Raw genomic sequence first — 14983 nt, forward strand, 5'->3', positions numbered from 1 at the left:
TCAGCCGTTCAAGTCTCTGTCAAATTGACCGGACTCGCTCGACCTGCGGGAATTAATCCCTGCCCCCTTTCGGAGACAACCCCTCTAACTTACCAGCCCGTCCGAAGTGGTCCGAACCATCGCCGGACGACCCTGAAGGTAGTGGGATTCGCCGGGCTTCTCCGGGTCTCTGTGAGCCCCTGGATCGCCCTGCGGGAAGAAACTCTAGCAGCCTGGCGCACCCACTCAGGCCCACTCAGGTAATCAGGAGGTTCTTCCCTCCCCACCTGACCCTCAAACCTCGCCTGCGCCTCCACGGATCGACAGCCAGAGGCAAGCCGTCGGCAAGTCATCCGCAATCGTCCCTCGATACGAAGTACGTACGAGCAGTCTGCGCTCACGGAGGTGGCCGACATGACACGGTCGGAGTTCGACGACATTCGCGCGTTCCTCGCCGACGAGGCGACGCACGCTGAAGACCTGCTTCGAGTCGCCAGGACTCTGATCGACGACCTGGAACACGCTCGCACGCGTGAGGCCGTCCTGCGTACCCACTACCTGCGCCTGCTGACGGCGGCGCGCGCCACGGTCGCGGCCGAGATGGCGGACCTGCCTGACCCCCTGGCGTTCCTCAGGCAGGAGCTGGCCGAGCGCGGGCAGCTGCCCGAGGACGGCGAGGCCGTGCAGCGGATCCTGTCCGATGCGCGCACGGCGGCCGCGTTGCTGGCCTGCTTGGAAGCGACGCCGAAGCCGCGTCCACGGGAGATGCGCCTGCGGCGCTGCGTCGGCACCGCCCGCCGGCTCCCCCGCTGAGCCGCCCTCCGGCGCCTCATCGATCGGCCCGCACGGCCCGACGCCGCGAACAAGCGGGACAAAGTTTCCGCACGCTGACGTCGCGACAACTTCGGGCATACCCACCCTTGGCGGGCCGCCTGCAAGACTCCGCATATGTGGCAGCGGGGGATGAACTGGACGGCAATCGTCGTGGTCGGGATATTCGGCGTGATGTGGGTCGGCATAGTGATTTATGCCGACCAGGGCTCACCGCTCTGGATGCGCATCGTCCAGGTCATCTTCGGCCTGTTCCTGCTCGCCTGGTCGGTACGCAAAGCGGTCACCCTGCTCGGCAAGGCATGAACCGCCGCCCCTAAGGCTGGAACCGGTACCCCATCCCCGGCTCGGTCAGCAAATGCACCGGTTGTGCCGGATCCCGTTCGAGCTTGCGCCGTAGCTGGGCCATGTACTGGCGCAGGTAGTGCGTCTCCTTCAGGTAGGCATCGCCCCAGACCTCGGTCAGAAGCTGGCGCTGGCTGATCAGCTTGCCGGGGTTGCGCAGCAGGATCTCCAGGAAGTGCCACTCGGTGGGCGTCAGGCGTACCCCGCCGGAGATCGTCTTGCTGCCGAGGTCGACGACGTGCTCGCCCACCTGCACCGTCGCGCTCTCCTCGCCGTGCTGCCCCGTGCGGCGGGTCACCGCGCGCACGCGCGCGAGCAGCTCGTCGATGCTGAACGGCTTGGTCACGTAGTCGTCGGCGCCGGCGTCGAGCGCGTCCACCTTGTCGGTGCTGTCGGCCCGGCCGGACAGCACGATGATCGGGATCGAGGTCCAGCCGCGCAGCCCCTGGATGACCTCCACCCCGTCGAGGTCGGGCAGCCCCAGGTCGAGGATGACGAGGTCGGGGTGCCAGTCGGCGGCCTGGCGCAGCGCCGTGCCGCCGTCGGGGGCGACCGCGACCTCGTACTGGCGCGCCGCGAGGTTGACCCGCAGGGCGCGCAGGATCTGGGGCTCGTCGTCCACCACGAGCACGCGGGTCACGTGGCCCGCCGCAGCGAGACGGTCATGGTGAGTCCTCCTCCGGGCGTGTCCTCAGGGACGAGCGTGCCGCCCATCGCCTCGGTCAGCCCGCGCGAGAGCGCCAGGCCGAGCCCGACCCCCGTGTGGTTGTCGCGATCCCCGAGCCGCTGGAACGGCAGGAACACCCTTTCATGTGCTTCGGGCGGAATGCCGGGGCCCCTGTCGATGACGCGGATCTCGACGCGGTCGCCGTGCCAGCTCGCCCTGACGCGAACGGGACGGCCGGCCGGGCTGTGGCGGACGGCGTTGGCGACGAGGTTGACGAGCACCCGCTCCAGGAGCGCGGGGTCGGCCATGACCTCGGGCGTGCCGGGCGGGATCTCGGTCACGAGGCGGCCGGGCGGCGGGCCGAGGTCGTCCACGGCGTGCGGGAGGACGTCCTCGATCGCCACGGGTTCGAGCGTGACGCCGAGGACGCCGGCCTGGAGGCGGCTCATGTCGAGCAGGTTCGACACCAGCCGGCTCAGCTTGATCAGCGATTCGTCGGCGGTGGCGAGCAGCTCGGCGCGGTCCTCGTCCGACCAGGTGACGTCGGTGCTGCGCAGGCTCTCCACCGCCGCTCTGGCGGAGGCGAGCGGGGTGCGCAGGTCGTGGCCCACGGCGGCGAGCAGCGCCGTCCGCATGCGGTCGGCCTCGGCCAGCGGCCCGGCGCGGTCGGCGGCCTCCCGCAGCCGCTGTTGCCGCAGCGCGACCGCCGCCTCCGCCGCGAACGCCTCCAGCACCCGCCGGTCGCTCGCCTCCAGCGGGCGCCCGCGCGCGGCGAGCACCAGCCGGTCGTCGATCACCACGTCGTGGTCGGCCGTGCCGGGGCTCGTGGCGGGCATTCCCCCCGAAGTCGCCACGACCCGCCAATCGCCGGACGATCCCGCTTCGCCCGGGTCCCGTTCAAGCTCCGGGCCCCGTTCAAGCTCCGGGCCTCCTTCTGGTTCCGGGCCCCGTTCGGGCTCCGAGCCCCGTTCGCGCTCCGTGCCTCGTTCGAGCAGGGTCACCGCGGACAGCCCGAACGTCTCGCGCATGCGCGCCAGCAGCGACGGCAGCGCCGACTCGCCGCGCAGCACGTGGCCCGCCAGCGTGGACAGCACCTCGGCGTCGGCCCGCGACCGCGCCGCCTCCCTGCTGCGCCGGGCCGCCAGGTCGACGACCGTGCTCACCATGGCCGCCACCAGCACGAAGATGGCCAGCGCGAGCACGTTCTCCGGCTCGGCGATCGTCAGGGTGTGCAGCGGCGGCGTGAAGAACCAGTTGAGCAGCCCGAAGCCGAGCACCGCCGCCGTCAGCGCCGGCCACATGCCGCCCGTCAGCGCGACCGCCACGACGAGCAGCAGGAAGAGCAGGATCTCGCTGGGCAGCGTCAGGCCCGCCGGCCGGACGGCGGCCGTGAGCAGCGGCATCCCGAGCAGCGCCAGCGCCCAGCCGGACAGCCGGCGCCGGCGCGTCAGCGCGGCTCCCGACCGCGCCCGGTCGCGGCCCTTCGCGATCGCCTCGTGCGGCACGATGTGCACGTCGATCGCGCCCGCGAGCGCGGCCGTGGTCACCCCCACGCCTCGCGTCAGGGGCCGGCGTCTGCGGGAGGCGCCGAGCACGAGCTGGGTGGCGTTCGCGCCGCGGGCGAACTCGAGCAGCGCCCGCGGCACGTCGTGCCCGACCACCTGGTGGTACGTCCCGCCCAGGCCCTCGACGAGGGCGCGCTGGCGTACCAGATGGGCCGGGTCTCCCTTGGTGGTCAGGCCGTCGGCGCTGGTGATGTGCACGGCGAGCAGGTCGGCGCCCTTGCCTCGGGCCGCGATGCGCGCGGCCCGCCGGACGAGCGTGTCGCCCTCGGGACCGCCCGTGAGCGCGACGACCACGCGCTCGCGCGCCTCCCACGTGCCGGCGATGGCGTGGTCGCTGCGGTAGCGGCCGAGCTGTTCGTCCACCTTGTCCGCCACCCAGAGCAGGGCGAGCTCCCGCAGAGCGGTCAGGTTGCCGACGCGGAAGTAGTTGGCGAGCGCGGCGTCGACGCGTTCGGGCAGGTAGACGTTGCCGTGCGCCAGCCGGCGGCGCAGCGCCTCGGGCGCCATGTCGACCAGCTCGATCTGGTCGGCCCGGCGCACCACCTCGTCGGGCACGGTCTCGCGCTGCGGCACCCCCGTGATCCGTTCGACGACGTCGTTCAGCGATTCGAGGTGCTGGATGTTGACGGTGGAGACGACGTCGATGCCGGCGTCGAGGATCTCCTCGACGTCCTGCCAGCGCTTGGCGTTGCGGGAGCCGGGGACGTTCGTGTGGGCGAGCTCGTCGATGAGGGCGAGCGCGGGTGCGCGCGCGATGACGGCGTCGGGGTCGAGCTCGGTGAACGTCGTGCCGCGGTACGTCATGCCGCGCCGCGGCACGATCTCCAGCCCGTCGAGGAGGGCGGCGGTGCGGGCGCGGCCGTGGGTCTCGACGAAGCCTACGACCACGTCCTTGCCGCGCTCGCGGGCGCGGCGCGCCTCGCTCAGCATGGCGTACGTCTTGCCCACCCCGGGCGCCGCACCGAGGTAGACGCGCAGCCGCCCTCTCATTCCTCCAGGTTACGGCTGGTACGGCGGCGCGACCCCCCACCCCCAGCGCGGCACCGGGGCCTCCTGCGGCGGCGTGGCTCCCGGCTGCGAGTTGTGCACGGCCAGCCTGGTGCCCCATTCGATGTAGCTGACGAACGCGGCCCGGAACTCGGGGTCGTCGGGCAGCCCCGCCTCATCGGCGGCGTCCATGAGCAGGCTCACCCACCGGCGGCGCTGCGGCTCGGTGATCGCCTTGCCGAGGTGGTGGCGGAGCATGTTGGGGTAGCCGCCGCGTTCGGTCGTGTAGCGGTCGGGGCCGCCGAAGACCTCGCTCAGCCACATCGCGACGTGCCGGGGGTGATCCGGGTCCATGTGCGCGAACAGCGGCCCGATCAGGTCGTCCTTGACGACGCTGCGGTAGAACACCTCGGTCAGCCGCTGGAAAGCCTCGGTGCCGCCCGCCCACTCGTACAGCGTCGGCACTGCCTGATCCGTCATGTAATCATGTAATCAGCCGCCACCAGGGGCCGACAAGCCCGATGACATACGAAAAAGTCCCCGGCCGCCGGATGAACCGGCGACCGGGGACTTTCCTTGGTAGCGGGGACAGGATTTGAACCTGCGACCTCTGGGTTATGAGCCCAGCGAGCTACCGAACTGCTCCACCCCGCGTCGGTGTGTCAGTACTTACTATACAGGCTGTCGAGCAGTGCGCGAACCAGTCATCCACCCACCACAAGCGAAAGCCCGGGTCTCCATTTCCGGATTCCCGGGCCTCTACCTGGTAGCGGGGGCAGGATTTGAACCTGCGACCTCTGGGTTATGAGCCCAGCGAGCTACCGAACTGCTCCACCCCGCGTCGCTTGTGCCTTTGTAGGCTACCGGTCGGCGCGGGGCGAGCGCAAATCGAAGGCGTCAAGAGGTCGTGCTCGTAGGCGATGGCGACGCCGACGGTGACGCCGACGATGACGCTGAGGGCGATGCCGACGGCGAAGCGCTGGGCGAGGCGGACGGTGACGGCGTCGCAGCCGGCTGCTGCGCGTTCGCCCCCTCCAGCGCCTGCAGCGCCTCCTCCAGCCGCTTCTGGGCGTCGCCGTAGGCGTCCCAGTCGGGCGGACTGGCCTGCAGCGCCTTCTGCGCGTCCGCGTAGGCCTTCTTGGCGTTGGAGATCGCCGTGTTGAGGGCCGAGTTGGACGTGTTCGGCTGGGCCTGTTGCTGATCGCTCGGTTGTTGCTGCTGTTGCTCGCCGCCGAAGACCTCGGCGAGCGCCTCCTCCAGCGTGCGGGCCACACCGATCTTGCTGCCGAACGACACCAGGACCCGCTGCAGGATCGGGTACGGCTCCTGCCCGCCGCCCGCGGTCACCTGGATGTAGACCGGCTCGATGTAGACCAGGCCGCCCGCGTACGGGAGCGTGAGCAGGTTTCCGTAACGGACCGACGAGGCGCCCACGCCCAGCAGGTTCAGCTCACCGGCGAAGCGGCTCTGGAACGCGTTCTGGGCCTGACCGGGGCCGGGGATGGGAGTGGCGGACGGCGGCATCCGCAGGATGCGCATCCGGCCGTACTCGGGCCCGGCCGTCGAGTTGACCGCCATGAACGCCGCCAGGTTCGGGCCCTGCCGGGGCACGAACGTCGTGGTCAGCGAGAACGCCGGCGTGTTGGTGCCCGGCATCGTGGTGGTCAGGTAGTAGGGCGGCTGCTTGATGTTCTTGTCGCCCTGGGTCGGGTCGCCGGGGACGTTCCAGACGTCCTGGCCGCCGTAGAAGGCGCCCGGGTCGGTGATGTGGTAGCGCGACAGCGTGAAGCGCTGCACCTTGAACAGGTCTTCCGGGTAGCGCACGTGCTGGCGCAGGTCGGCGCTCATCTCGGAGGCCGGGCTGATGACGCCCGGGAAGGCGCTGCTCCAGGTCTTGAGCAGCGGGTCGTTGGCGTCCCACGCGTACAGCTTGACCGTGCCGTCGTAGGCGTCGACCGTGGCCTTGACGCTGTTGCGGATGTAGTTGATCTTGTCACTCGGCTGCTGCGCGATGACGCGGCGGTCGGTGGAGGTGTCGCGCGTCATGTCGCCGAGACTCTGGCTCTGCGCGTACGGGTAGTCGTTCGACGTCGTGTACCCGTCGACGATCCACTGGATCCGGCCGTCGACGATGGCCGGGTAGGGGTTGCCGTCGAGCGTGAGGAACGGCGCGACCTTCTCGACCCGGTCACGCGGGTTGCGCACGTACAGGATCTTGGAGGCGTCGTTGATGTCGCCCGACAGGACGATGTTCGCCTCGCTGTACTTGGCCGCGTACAGGAGCCGGTTGAAGAACGAGCCGACGGGCACGCCGCCCTTGCCGGTGTAGGTGGTGTTCTTCTGGCCCGTGCCGCCGGTCTCCGGGTAGTCGAGCTCCTGCGGGTTGTTGGGGTCGCCGCCCGCGATCACGTACTCGGAGGCCGACTCGTTCTCGCCGAAGTAGATGCGCGATTCCTTCAGCTTGGTGCTGTCGACCAGCGGGCCGGTGACCGGCATGTCCTTGGCGTCGTAGGCGGGCAGGCCGCTGGAGTCGACCTGGTTGCCCGGCGCGGCGACGAAGCCGTAGCCGTGGGTGTACTTCAGGACGCGGTTGATCCAGTTGTTCTGCTCGGTGGGCGGCCCGGTCAGCTCGCGCACGCCGACGATGTGGTCGACGGGCTTGCCGGAGCTGTCGGGGTAGCGGTCGACGTCGAGCGGGTCGGCGAAGCTGTAGAAGCCCCTGATGCGCTGCGTCTGCTCGTAGGTCGAGCCGAGCAGCGCCGGGTCGAGCAGGCGCACGCCGGAGACGGAGGTGTCGCCGTTGGCCTGCACCTTGGCCGGGTCGGCCTGCGCGTTGTAGGTCTCGACCTCGACCTTGTCGATGTTGTACGCCTCGCGCGTGGCCTGGATGTTGCGCTGGATGTAGGCCGACTCCTTGCCCTGCTGGTTGGGCTTGACCTGGAACTGCTCGACGAGCGCCGGGTAGACGCCGCCGATCAGGATGGCCGAGAGCACGAGCAGGCCGAAGGAGACGCCGGGCAGCATGCCGCCGGGGCGGAACACGCCGGCGAAGAACAGCGCGGCGCAGATCAGCGCGATGATCGCGAGGATGGTCTTGGCCGGCAGGACGGCGTTGACGTCGGTGTAGGAGGCGCCGTGCACGTAGCCGCGGTCGGAGAAGACCAGGCCGAACCGGTCGACCCAGTAGGCGATGGCCTTGAGCAGCACGAAGATGCCCAGCAGGACCGACAGGTGGATGCGGGCCGCCTTGGAGGCGTGCACGCCGGGCGACTGCAGCCGGAAGCCGCCGTACAGGTAGTGGGTGATCGCCGCCAGGACGATCGAGATGATCACGGCGGTGAACAGGAAGTTCAGCACCATCCGGATGAACGGATAGTCGAACATGAAGAACGAGATGTCCATCCCGAACAACTTGTCCGTCTTGCCGAACGAGGCGCCGTTGCTGAACTCGAGCCACGTCTTCCACTGGCCCGCGAAGGAGGAGCCGGAGAAGATGGCGAGCAGCCCCATGCCGACAATGAAGATCAGCTTGCGGTGGGGGTCGAGCGCCATGCGATAGCGGTCGGCTCCGCTGCCACCACCGAAGATCGCCGGCCCGAACATGGGCCGCGTCTTGAACGCCAGCAACATGTTGCCGCCGGCGATGCCGACCATCAGCAGCGCTCCGACCACGAACAGCACGATCTGGGTCAGCACCATGCCGCTGAAGACCGCGGTGAAGCCGGTCGAGTCGTACCACAGATAATCGGTATAAATGCCGGAAAATAGGAAGAACAGCGCCACGATCGCCACGAGAGCGATCGCCACAGGCAGAAGCAGTCGCGGTCGGCGGGGCAAGCGCATCGCCCTACCGGCTCCTGGGGTCCGGAAGCTCAAGGCCAACCCCTCGTCGTAATGAAAAACGGTCCGTGTCTGGCAACCTACACCGCTGTGCCAGCCGTACGGCTAACGCACGACGATCGCCAGAAGTTTCATCCGGCCTCGCACGAGGGCACTTCGCCCTTGCCCGTGCGCAGCGCGTCGAGCGCGAGCACCGCCTGGTGCAGCGTGTCGGCCCTGACCAGCCGCAGGCCGTCGGGGACGGCGTTGAGCGCCTCCGCGCAGTTGCCCGGCGGGGTCAGGAAGACGGTGGCGCCGGAGTCTTTGGCACCGATCATCTTCTGCGCGATGCCGCCGATCGCGCCCACCTCGCCCGTCGGCTGGATGGTGCCGGTGCCGGCGATCTTCTTGCCGCCGGTCAGCTCGCCCGGCGTCAGCTTGTCGAGTATGCCGAGGGAGAACATCAGCCCCGCGCTGGGCCCGCCGACGTCGCCGACGTTGATGTCGACGTCGAACGGGAACTTGAACTTGGGGCCCATGGTCAGGCCGACGATCGTCTGCCCCTTGGGGCCGGCCACGGTCTGCAGGGTGACGTCGAGCTTCTTGCCGCCGCGCACGATGCCGAGCACGACGCTCTCGCCCGGCTTGTGCGCCTTGACCGCCTGCTGGACGGCGTCGGAATCCTTCGTCGGCTTGCCGTCGACGGCGGTGATCTCGTCGTCCTTCTGCACTTTGCCGTCGGCGGGCTTGCCCTTCTCCGTGGACAGCACCCCCACGCCCACCGAGTAGGGGATCTTCAGCTCGGTCAGCGCGGCGGCGGTCGCGGAGTCCTGGGAGTTCGACATCTCGACGACGTTCTCCTCCTCGACCTCCTCCGCGTCGCGGCCGGGAGCGAAGATCGTCTCCTGCGGCACCACCGCCACCGTCGGGTCGAGCCAGCCGCGCAGCGCGGTCAGCAGGTCGATCTGGGCGGCCGGGCCGCCCTGGTAGGCCACCGTCACCAGATTCAGCGCGCCGCTGGTCGGGTAGGTCTGCCTGCCCTTGATGGAGATCACGGGCTTCTTGTCGACCTCGCCGATCGTGTTCTCCGTGGGGCCCGGGCTCAGCACGACGTACGGGACCGGGCGGAACGCGCCGATCACCCCGAGCGCGAGCACGAGGAAACCCGCGATCAGCAGGGTCAGGGCGCGTCGTGACATGTCGATGAGCTTATTCGCCGGCGCCGACCCACTCGGTCTCGCCGTCGGCGAACACCTGGTGCTTCCAGATGGGGACCTGCGCCTTGAGATCGTCGATCAGGCGGCGGGCCGCCTCGAACGCCTCACCCCTGTGCGGCGCGGCCACGGCGACGACCACGGCGATGTCGCCCAGCTCCAGCTCGCCCACCCGGTGCACGGCGGCGACCGCCGTGACGGGGAAGTCGGCGGCCACCTTCTCGGCGACCCGGCGCAGCTCGGCCTCCGCCGAGGGGTGGGCCGAGTAGGAGAGCCTGGTCACCGGCTTCCCATGGTCTTGCTCACGGACGGTGCCCACGAAGAACGCGGTGCCGCCCGCGGCGTGATCGGCCACGGCTGCCAGCACCTCGTCGACCGAGAGCGAGGTGTCGCGAATGCCGAGCAAGCGGATGACGTCCACGGGAAAGACTCTAACCGTTCATCCGCGCCGCTTCTTACGTACCTGACGGACGATCGCGGCGGTGCCGATCACGGCCACCGTGGCGCCGGCGGCGGTGAGCGTGGCCTCCTTGACGGGCAGGCGCCTGCCGACCACCGTCGTACGGTTCGCCCGCAGCTCCAGGAGCTGCTCGAAGGCGGCCTCGTTCGTCCACGACGGCTTCCAGCCGGCCTCGCGCAGCGCCGCGCAGTCGACCACCCACGGGTAGACGACATAGTGCAGATCGGTCGCGGGGGCCGGGGTGATGCCGAGGCGGTGCAGGCGCTGCGCCGTGCCGAACGTCAGGCCCGCCGGGAGCTCCAGGCTCCGGATGCCGGACAGCTCCTCGACCTGCTCCTGCTCCAGCCAGCCGTCGCAGCCGACCGCCACCACGCCGCTGACCAGGCCGCGCGCCGCCAGCTCCAGCGCCGAGACCAGGTCGTCGATGTGGCAGAACTGCCAGTGCGGGCTGCAGCCCTTGACGGTGAGCAGCCTCGGCGACTCGAAGTGGCGGGTGATCACCGTGTCGACGCCGGGGCCGACGACGGCCGCCGGGCGCAGCACGGTCACCTCCAGGCCGGGGTGGCTGCGCAGCGAGCGGCGTACCAGGGACTCGATCTCCAGGAAGTCGCCCACGACGCCCGTGTCGGGCTCGGCCGCCACCGGGGCGTCCTCCGGCAGCGGCACCTCGTTGTCGGGCGCGGCGCCGTACACCATCGCGCTCGTGACCAGCACCACCCGCCGCACGCGCGCGGCGGCGCAGGCCGTCAGCACCGTCTGGGCGGCGCGCAGGTTGTACGCCCGCCGCTCGGCCGGGTCGGAGTCGACGGCGTAGTCACCGGCCAGATGGACCAGGACGTCGATGTCGGAGATCCGGTTCGCCAAGAGCGGATCTCGTACGTCGATCACTCTCCACGTGGCTTCCTGGACGTCGCCGCGTTCTTCGTCGATGGCCACCACTCTGCGGAAATCCGCGGAGGTCACGAGTTTCGCGAGCACTTCCCGGCCCAGGCCGGAGGCCGCACCCGTGACGGCGACGACGGGTTGACGCGGGCGTTTCGAGGTAGGCACCAGGTCCTCACTTTGCACTGATCCGCCGTCGGACGACTAACGTGGCGGATGTGGATTCCTCCTCCATCCTGCATGAGGTAGACCGGTGACTGACCTGCCAGGTCGCGAAAACGACCCTAACGAGAACCCGTTCGCCATGTTCGGCAACCCCGAGCAGATGGCCCAGGCCATGCGCCAGTTCGCCGACATGTTGTCGGCGCCGCAGGGCTCCGGCCCCGTCAACTGGGACATGGCGAAGAACATCGCCAGGCACGCCGTGGTCGCCGAGGGCGACCCCAGTGTCATGGAAGGCGAGCGCCGCCAGATCGTCGACGCGCTCAGCCTGGCCGACCTGTGGCTCAACGAGGCGACGACGCTGCCCAGCGGCGTGTCGGCCCCGCAGGCCTGGAGCCGCTCGGAGTGGATCGAGAACACGATCCCGATTTGGCGAAAGCTTTGCGAGCCGATCGCGGAGCGCATGGTCGACACCATGGGCGGCGCGCTCGGCGGCTCGGGGCTGCCCCCCGAGGCCCAGCAGATGGCCGGGCCGCTGATGGGCATGCTGAAGCAGATGGGCGGCATGATGGTCGGCCAGCAGATCGGGCAGGCGCTCGGCTCGCTGGCCCGCGAGGTCATCGGCACGACCGACATCGGGCTGCCCCTGTCCGACACGGCCGCGCTGCTGCCCGGCGGCATCGCCCACTTCAGCGACGGCCTGGAGATCCCGGCCGACGAGATCAGGCTCTATCTCGCGCTGCGCGAGGCCGCGCACCACCGGCTGTTCCAGCACGTGCCGTGGCTGCGCTCGCACCTGCTGGGCGCCGTCGAAGAGTACGCCAAGGGCATCACGGTCGACACGTCCGCGCTCGAAGAGCAGATCCGCGGGCTCGACATCAACAACCCCCAGGCCATCCAAGAGGCGCTGAGCGGGGGAAACCTGCTCAAGCCCGAGGAGACCGAGCGGCAGAAGGCCGCGCTGGCGCGGCTGGAGACGATGCTCGCCCTGGTCGAGGGGTGGGTCGCCACCGTGGTCGACCAGGCCGCGCAGGGCAAGCTGCCCTCCGCCGTCGCGCTGGGCGAGACCGTACGCCGGCGGCGGGCCACCGGCGGGCCGGCCGAGCTCACGTTCGGCACCCTGGTCGGGCTGGAGCTGCGGCCCAGGCGGCTGCGCGAGGCCGCCGCCCTGTGGCAGGCGCTGCAGAACGAGCGCGGGCTCGACGGGCGCGACGCGCTGTGGGGCCACCCCGACCTGATGCCGACGGCCGACGACCTCGACGACCCCGACGCGTTCCTCCGCGGCGACGCGACCTGGGACATCTCCCAGCTCGACGAAGGCCCCGACGACAAGGGCGACGAAGGTTGAGCCTGCTGCACGACGACGCGGTGGAGGTGCTGTCCTCCTGGACGGCGCCGACTCCTGAGGAAGAGGCGCTGCGCGTCGAGTTCCTGGAGCACCTGCGCACGCACGACGACGCCATGCTGCGCGAATGCGTGCCCGGGCATCTGACGGCGACCACGGCGGTGCTGTCGCACGACGGCTCCAAGGTGCTGCTCACGCTGCACCCCAAGGCCAAGATGTGGCTGCCGATGGGGGGTCATTGCGAGATCTCCGACACGTCACTCGCGGCGGCCGCGCTGCGCGAGGCGTGGGAGGAGTCGGGGATCTCCGGCCTGGAGCTGCTGCCGGGGCCGCTCGCCGTGGACAAGCACGTCGTGTGGTGCCATCCGCCCCGCAGCTGGCACCTCGATGTCGAGTACGCCGCCGTGGCGCCGGCCGGGGCCGAGGCCGTGATGAGCGAGGAGTCGCTCGACCTGCGCTGGTTCCCCGTCGACGAGATCCCCGAGCTGTCCGACGAGGCGACACGGAGATTGGCCGCACGCGGACAAGCGGCGCTCGGCTCGGGCTCGCGCATGCTTGGCTAGAGTCTTTTGTGTCGTTCCAAAAGGGGGCTGCGTGGAGACTTCTGCCGTCGGCGGCACGATCGTGACACCCGTACGCAAACGCAGGAAGTTCCCCGCAACGGCGCTGACCTGGGCCGCGGTGACCCCGTTCGCCGCCTGGGCGGTGGTCAGGGTCGCCGGGCTGGAGCGCGGGTCGCTGCCCACGCAGCTCATGACGGCCACCCCGTACGCTGCGGCGGGCTCGCTCATCCCCCTGCTGATCGCCGCGGTCGGGCGCAAGCGGGCCGCGACCGCCGTCGCGCTGCTGTCGGCCACGGCGCTCGGCTTCAGCGTGCTGCCCAGGGCGCTGGGCACCGCCGAGGCCACCGCGGGCCGGCCGTTCAAGGTCATGACGATCAACATGCTGTTCGGCAGGGCCGACATCGCGACGATCATGAAGCTGGTGCGGGAGTTCCAGCCTGACGTGCTGAGCACCCAGGAGCTGACGCCGGGCGCGGTCGCCGACCTCGACGCGGCCGGGCTCAAGGAGATCATGCCGTACCGGGTGCTCCAGGACGAATGGAGCGCCGGCGGCAGCGGGCTCTACTCCAAGCATCCCGCGCAGGCGCTCTGGGACGTCATGCCGCCCGTCGGGCACCAGATGCCCGCGGCCACGATCTCGCTGCCCGGCGGCAAGGCGATCGAGTTCATCGACGCGCACCCGTTCCCGCCGCTGGGGCCGCAGGTCGGCGACTGGAACGCGGCACTCGCGGCCTTCCCCTCTGCCTCGGCCGACCGGATCAGGATCATCGCCGGCGACTTCAATGCCTCGCTCGACCACGCCGCCATGCGGGGGCTGCTGTCACGGGGCTACAAGGACGCGGCCGACCAGGTGGGGGCCGGGCTGATCCCCACCTGGCCGGCGAACAAGCGGGTGCCGCCGCTCATCACGATCGACCACGTGCTGGTGGATCAGCGGGTGGGGGTGCGGGAGGTCAGCGTGCGCGACGTGCCCGGCACCGACCATCGGGCCGTGCTGGCCGAGCTCACCGTGCCGTGACCTGGGCCCTCGTGCCTTGGCTCATGGACCAGGGCTCTCGCGTCTTCGCTCACCGTGCGGTGACCAGGGCCCTCGTGTTGTCCCAGCCTTCGAGGCCGGGATCGAGGCGCTCGACGTCCTGGGGTGTGCGCAGGCGGTGCCAGCCCGGCGTGGTGGCGACCCGGCGGGGGCCGGGCGCCTGGGCGCGCAGGTGCTTGACGACGTCGTACGCGTCGAGGTCGGGGGCCGCCCAGGCCGGGGCGGGCAGGGCGCAGGCCATGGCCACGGCGCCGCCGCCCTCCGCCGGGCAGACCGTGATCTCGGCCCGGCCCAGCTCCCTGAACAGCTTGCCGATGAGCAGCGGCGGCAGGTCGGGCGCGTCAGCGCTGACGACCGCGGCCTGATCGCCCTCCAGACGTGCGAGAACGTCCTTCAGCGGCTCGCCCTCGCCGATCGTGATCACCTCGGTGCCCGGCCAGACGATCTCGTCGAGGCCGGGGACGCTGGTGACCAGCACGGGGGTGACGAGCTCCAGGCCCGCGACGATCTCGTACGTGTCTTCGGCCATCGCCTCCAGGAACTCGTCGGGGTCGACGCCAGGGGGCGCGGCCTGCGCCATGTGCTGTCGTACCAGGACGGCGGCGATGCGCGTCAACACTCCTCCGGTGCCGTGTGGGCCGCGGCGGAGAACCCCTCCAGGAACCCGCGGGCCCGCTCCGCCTTCGGATACTGTTCTACCAGCGCCCAGAACTTGGCTCCGTGGCTGGGCACCAGCAGGTGCACGAGCTCATGGATGATCACATAGTTGATGACCCACTCGGGCAGGCCCTTGAGCCTGGTGGAGATGCGGATGGTACCGGTCTCCGGTGTGCACGAGCCCCAGCGGTGCTGCTGGTTGTCGACCCAGCGCACGCTCACGGGCTGCGGCTCGCCGTCCAGATACTTCGCCGACAGCTCTTTCGCCCGTTCGAGCAGCGCCTCGTCGGTCGGCCTTCGCCGACGCTCCTTGGCGGCCAGCCGATCCAGCATCCGGCTCACCCATTCATCCGCGTCTTCGCCGCTCAGCCAGGCGGGCAGGAGCACGATGGTCTTGTCGCCGTCGCGGTATGCGGACACCGTACGCCGGCGACGAGAACTGCGACGAACCTCGACTGTCTCGGGGGGCAC

Annotated in this window: 14 protein-coding genes and 2 tRNA genes; 5 read left to right on the forward strand and 11 right to left on the reverse strand. The window is 70.2% G+C overall.

Annotated elements, in window-relative coordinates; all coding sequences use genetic code 11:
- Window positions 1–393: 393 nt before the first annotated feature.
- Together HCN51_RS46860 and HCN51_RS46865 are read left to right on the forward strand one after the other, a co-directional pair.
- Window positions 394–792 (forward strand): hypothetical protein, encoded by a 399-nt coding sequence (locus HCN51_RS46860; protein WP_168018399.1) that lies wholly within the window; start codon window positions 394–396, stop codon window positions 790–792.
- A 150-nt stretch (window positions 793–942) separates the two neighbouring features.
- A complete protein-coding gene (locus HCN51_RS46865; protein WP_240973980.1) occupies window positions 943–1116 on the forward strand; it encodes a hypothetical protein in 174 nt (57 codons plus the stop codon).
- 10 nt (window positions 1117–1126) lie between these two features.
- Here HCN51_RS46865 and HCN51_RS46870 read toward each other — a convergent pair whose 3' ends face one another.
- From HCN51_RS46870 to HCN51_RS46910, 9 genes are all read right to left on the reverse strand, one after another.
- Window positions 1127–1795 carry a response regulator gene (locus tag HCN51_RS46870; protein WP_168018401.1) on the reverse strand — a complete coding sequence of 223 codons (669 nt, stop codon included), beginning with the start codon at window positions 1793–1795 and terminating at the stop codon, window positions 1127–1129.
- On the reverse strand, window positions 1792–4377 hold the full coding sequence (locus HCN51_RS46875) for a sensor histidine kinase (protein ID WP_168018402.1): 2586 nt from the start codon (window positions 4375–4377) through the stop codon (window positions 1792–1794). Before HCN51_RS46875 ends, HCN51_RS46870 begins: the two co-directional genes overlap by 4 nt.
- 9 nt (window positions 4378–4386) lie before the next feature.
- On the reverse strand, window positions 4387–4854 hold the full coding sequence (locus HCN51_RS46880; protein WP_168018403.1) for a group II truncated hemoglobin: 468 nt from the start codon (window positions 4852–4854) through the stop codon (window positions 4387–4389).
- 97 nt (window positions 4855–4951) lie between these two features.
- A tRNA-Met gene (locus HCN51_RS46885) sits at window positions 4952–5028 on the reverse strand.
- A 110-nt stretch (window positions 5029–5138) separates the two neighbouring features.
- Window positions 5139–5215 (reverse strand) — tRNA-Met (locus tag HCN51_RS46890).
- Window positions 5216–5271: 56 nt separating this feature from the next.
- On the reverse strand, window positions 5272–8217 hold the full coding sequence (locus tag HCN51_RS46895) for a UPF0182 family membrane protein (protein WP_168018404.1): 2946 nt from the start codon (window positions 8215–8217) through the stop codon (window positions 5272–5274).
- 128 nt (window positions 8218–8345) lie between these two features.
- Window positions 8346–9392 (reverse strand): YlbL family protein, encoded by a 1047-nt coding sequence (locus HCN51_RS46900; RefSeq protein ID WP_168018405.1) that lies wholly within the window; start codon window positions 9390–9392, stop codon window positions 8346–8348.
- A 10-nt stretch (window positions 9393–9402) separates the two neighbouring features.
- Window positions 9403–9828 carry a molybdenum cofactor biosynthesis protein MoaE gene (locus tag HCN51_RS46905; protein ID WP_080045308.1) on the reverse strand — a complete coding sequence of 142 codons (426 nt, stop codon included), beginning with the start codon at window positions 9826–9828 and terminating at the stop codon, window positions 9403–9405.
- A gap of 18 nt (window positions 9829–9846) precedes the next feature.
- Window positions 9847–10920, reverse strand: a complete 1074-nt coding sequence (locus tag HCN51_RS46910; protein WP_168018447.1) for an NAD-dependent epimerase/dehydratase family protein — start codon at window positions 10918–10920, stop codon at window positions 9847–9849.
- Between the two features lie 133 nt (window positions 10921–11053).
- Between HCN51_RS46910 and HCN51_RS46915 the strand changes: the two genes are divergently transcribed.
- The 3 genes from HCN51_RS46915 to HCN51_RS46925 are packed head-to-tail and all read left to right on the forward strand — an operon-like array spanning window position 11054 to window position 13837.
- Complete coding sequence (locus HCN51_RS46915; RefSeq protein WP_080045307.1) at window positions 11054–12259, forward strand: zinc-dependent metalloprotease; 1206 nt, start codon at window positions 11054–11056, stop codon at window positions 12257–12259.
- Window positions 12256–12819 (forward strand): NUDIX hydrolase, encoded by a 564-nt coding sequence (locus tag HCN51_RS46920; protein WP_428981578.1) that lies wholly within the window; start codon window positions 12256–12258, stop codon window positions 12817–12819. The genes HCN51_RS46915 and HCN51_RS46920 overlap by 4 nt, the downstream gene beginning before the upstream one ends.
- Before the next feature lie 31 nt (window positions 12820–12850).
- Entirely contained in the window at window positions 12851–13837 is a 987-nt protein-coding gene (locus tag HCN51_RS46925) for an endonuclease/exonuclease/phosphatase family protein (protein WP_168018407.1), read from the forward strand.
- A 49-nt stretch (window positions 13838–13886) separates the two neighbouring features.
- Here the strand turns inward: HCN51_RS46925 and HCN51_RS46930 are convergent, their stop codons facing one another.
- Both HCN51_RS46930 and HCN51_RS46935 read right to left on the reverse strand, forming a co-directional pair.
- A complete protein-coding gene (locus HCN51_RS46930; protein ID WP_168018408.1) occupies window positions 13887–14471 on the reverse strand; it encodes a glycosyltransferase family protein in 585 nt (194 codons plus the stop codon).
- The gene (locus tag HCN51_RS46935) at window positions 14468–14983 is read right to left on the reverse strand and encodes a M48 metallopeptidase family protein (protein WP_222107624.1); all 516 of its coding nucleotides are present in this window, start codon (window positions 14981–14983) and stop codon (window positions 14468–14470) included. Before HCN51_RS46935 ends, HCN51_RS46930 begins: the two co-directional genes overlap by 4 nt.

The organism is Nonomuraea composti, assembly GCF_012034275.1.
Classification (GTDB): domain Bacteria; phylum Actinomycetota; class Actinomycetes; order Streptosporangiales; family Streptosporangiaceae; genus Nonomuraea; species Nonomuraea composti.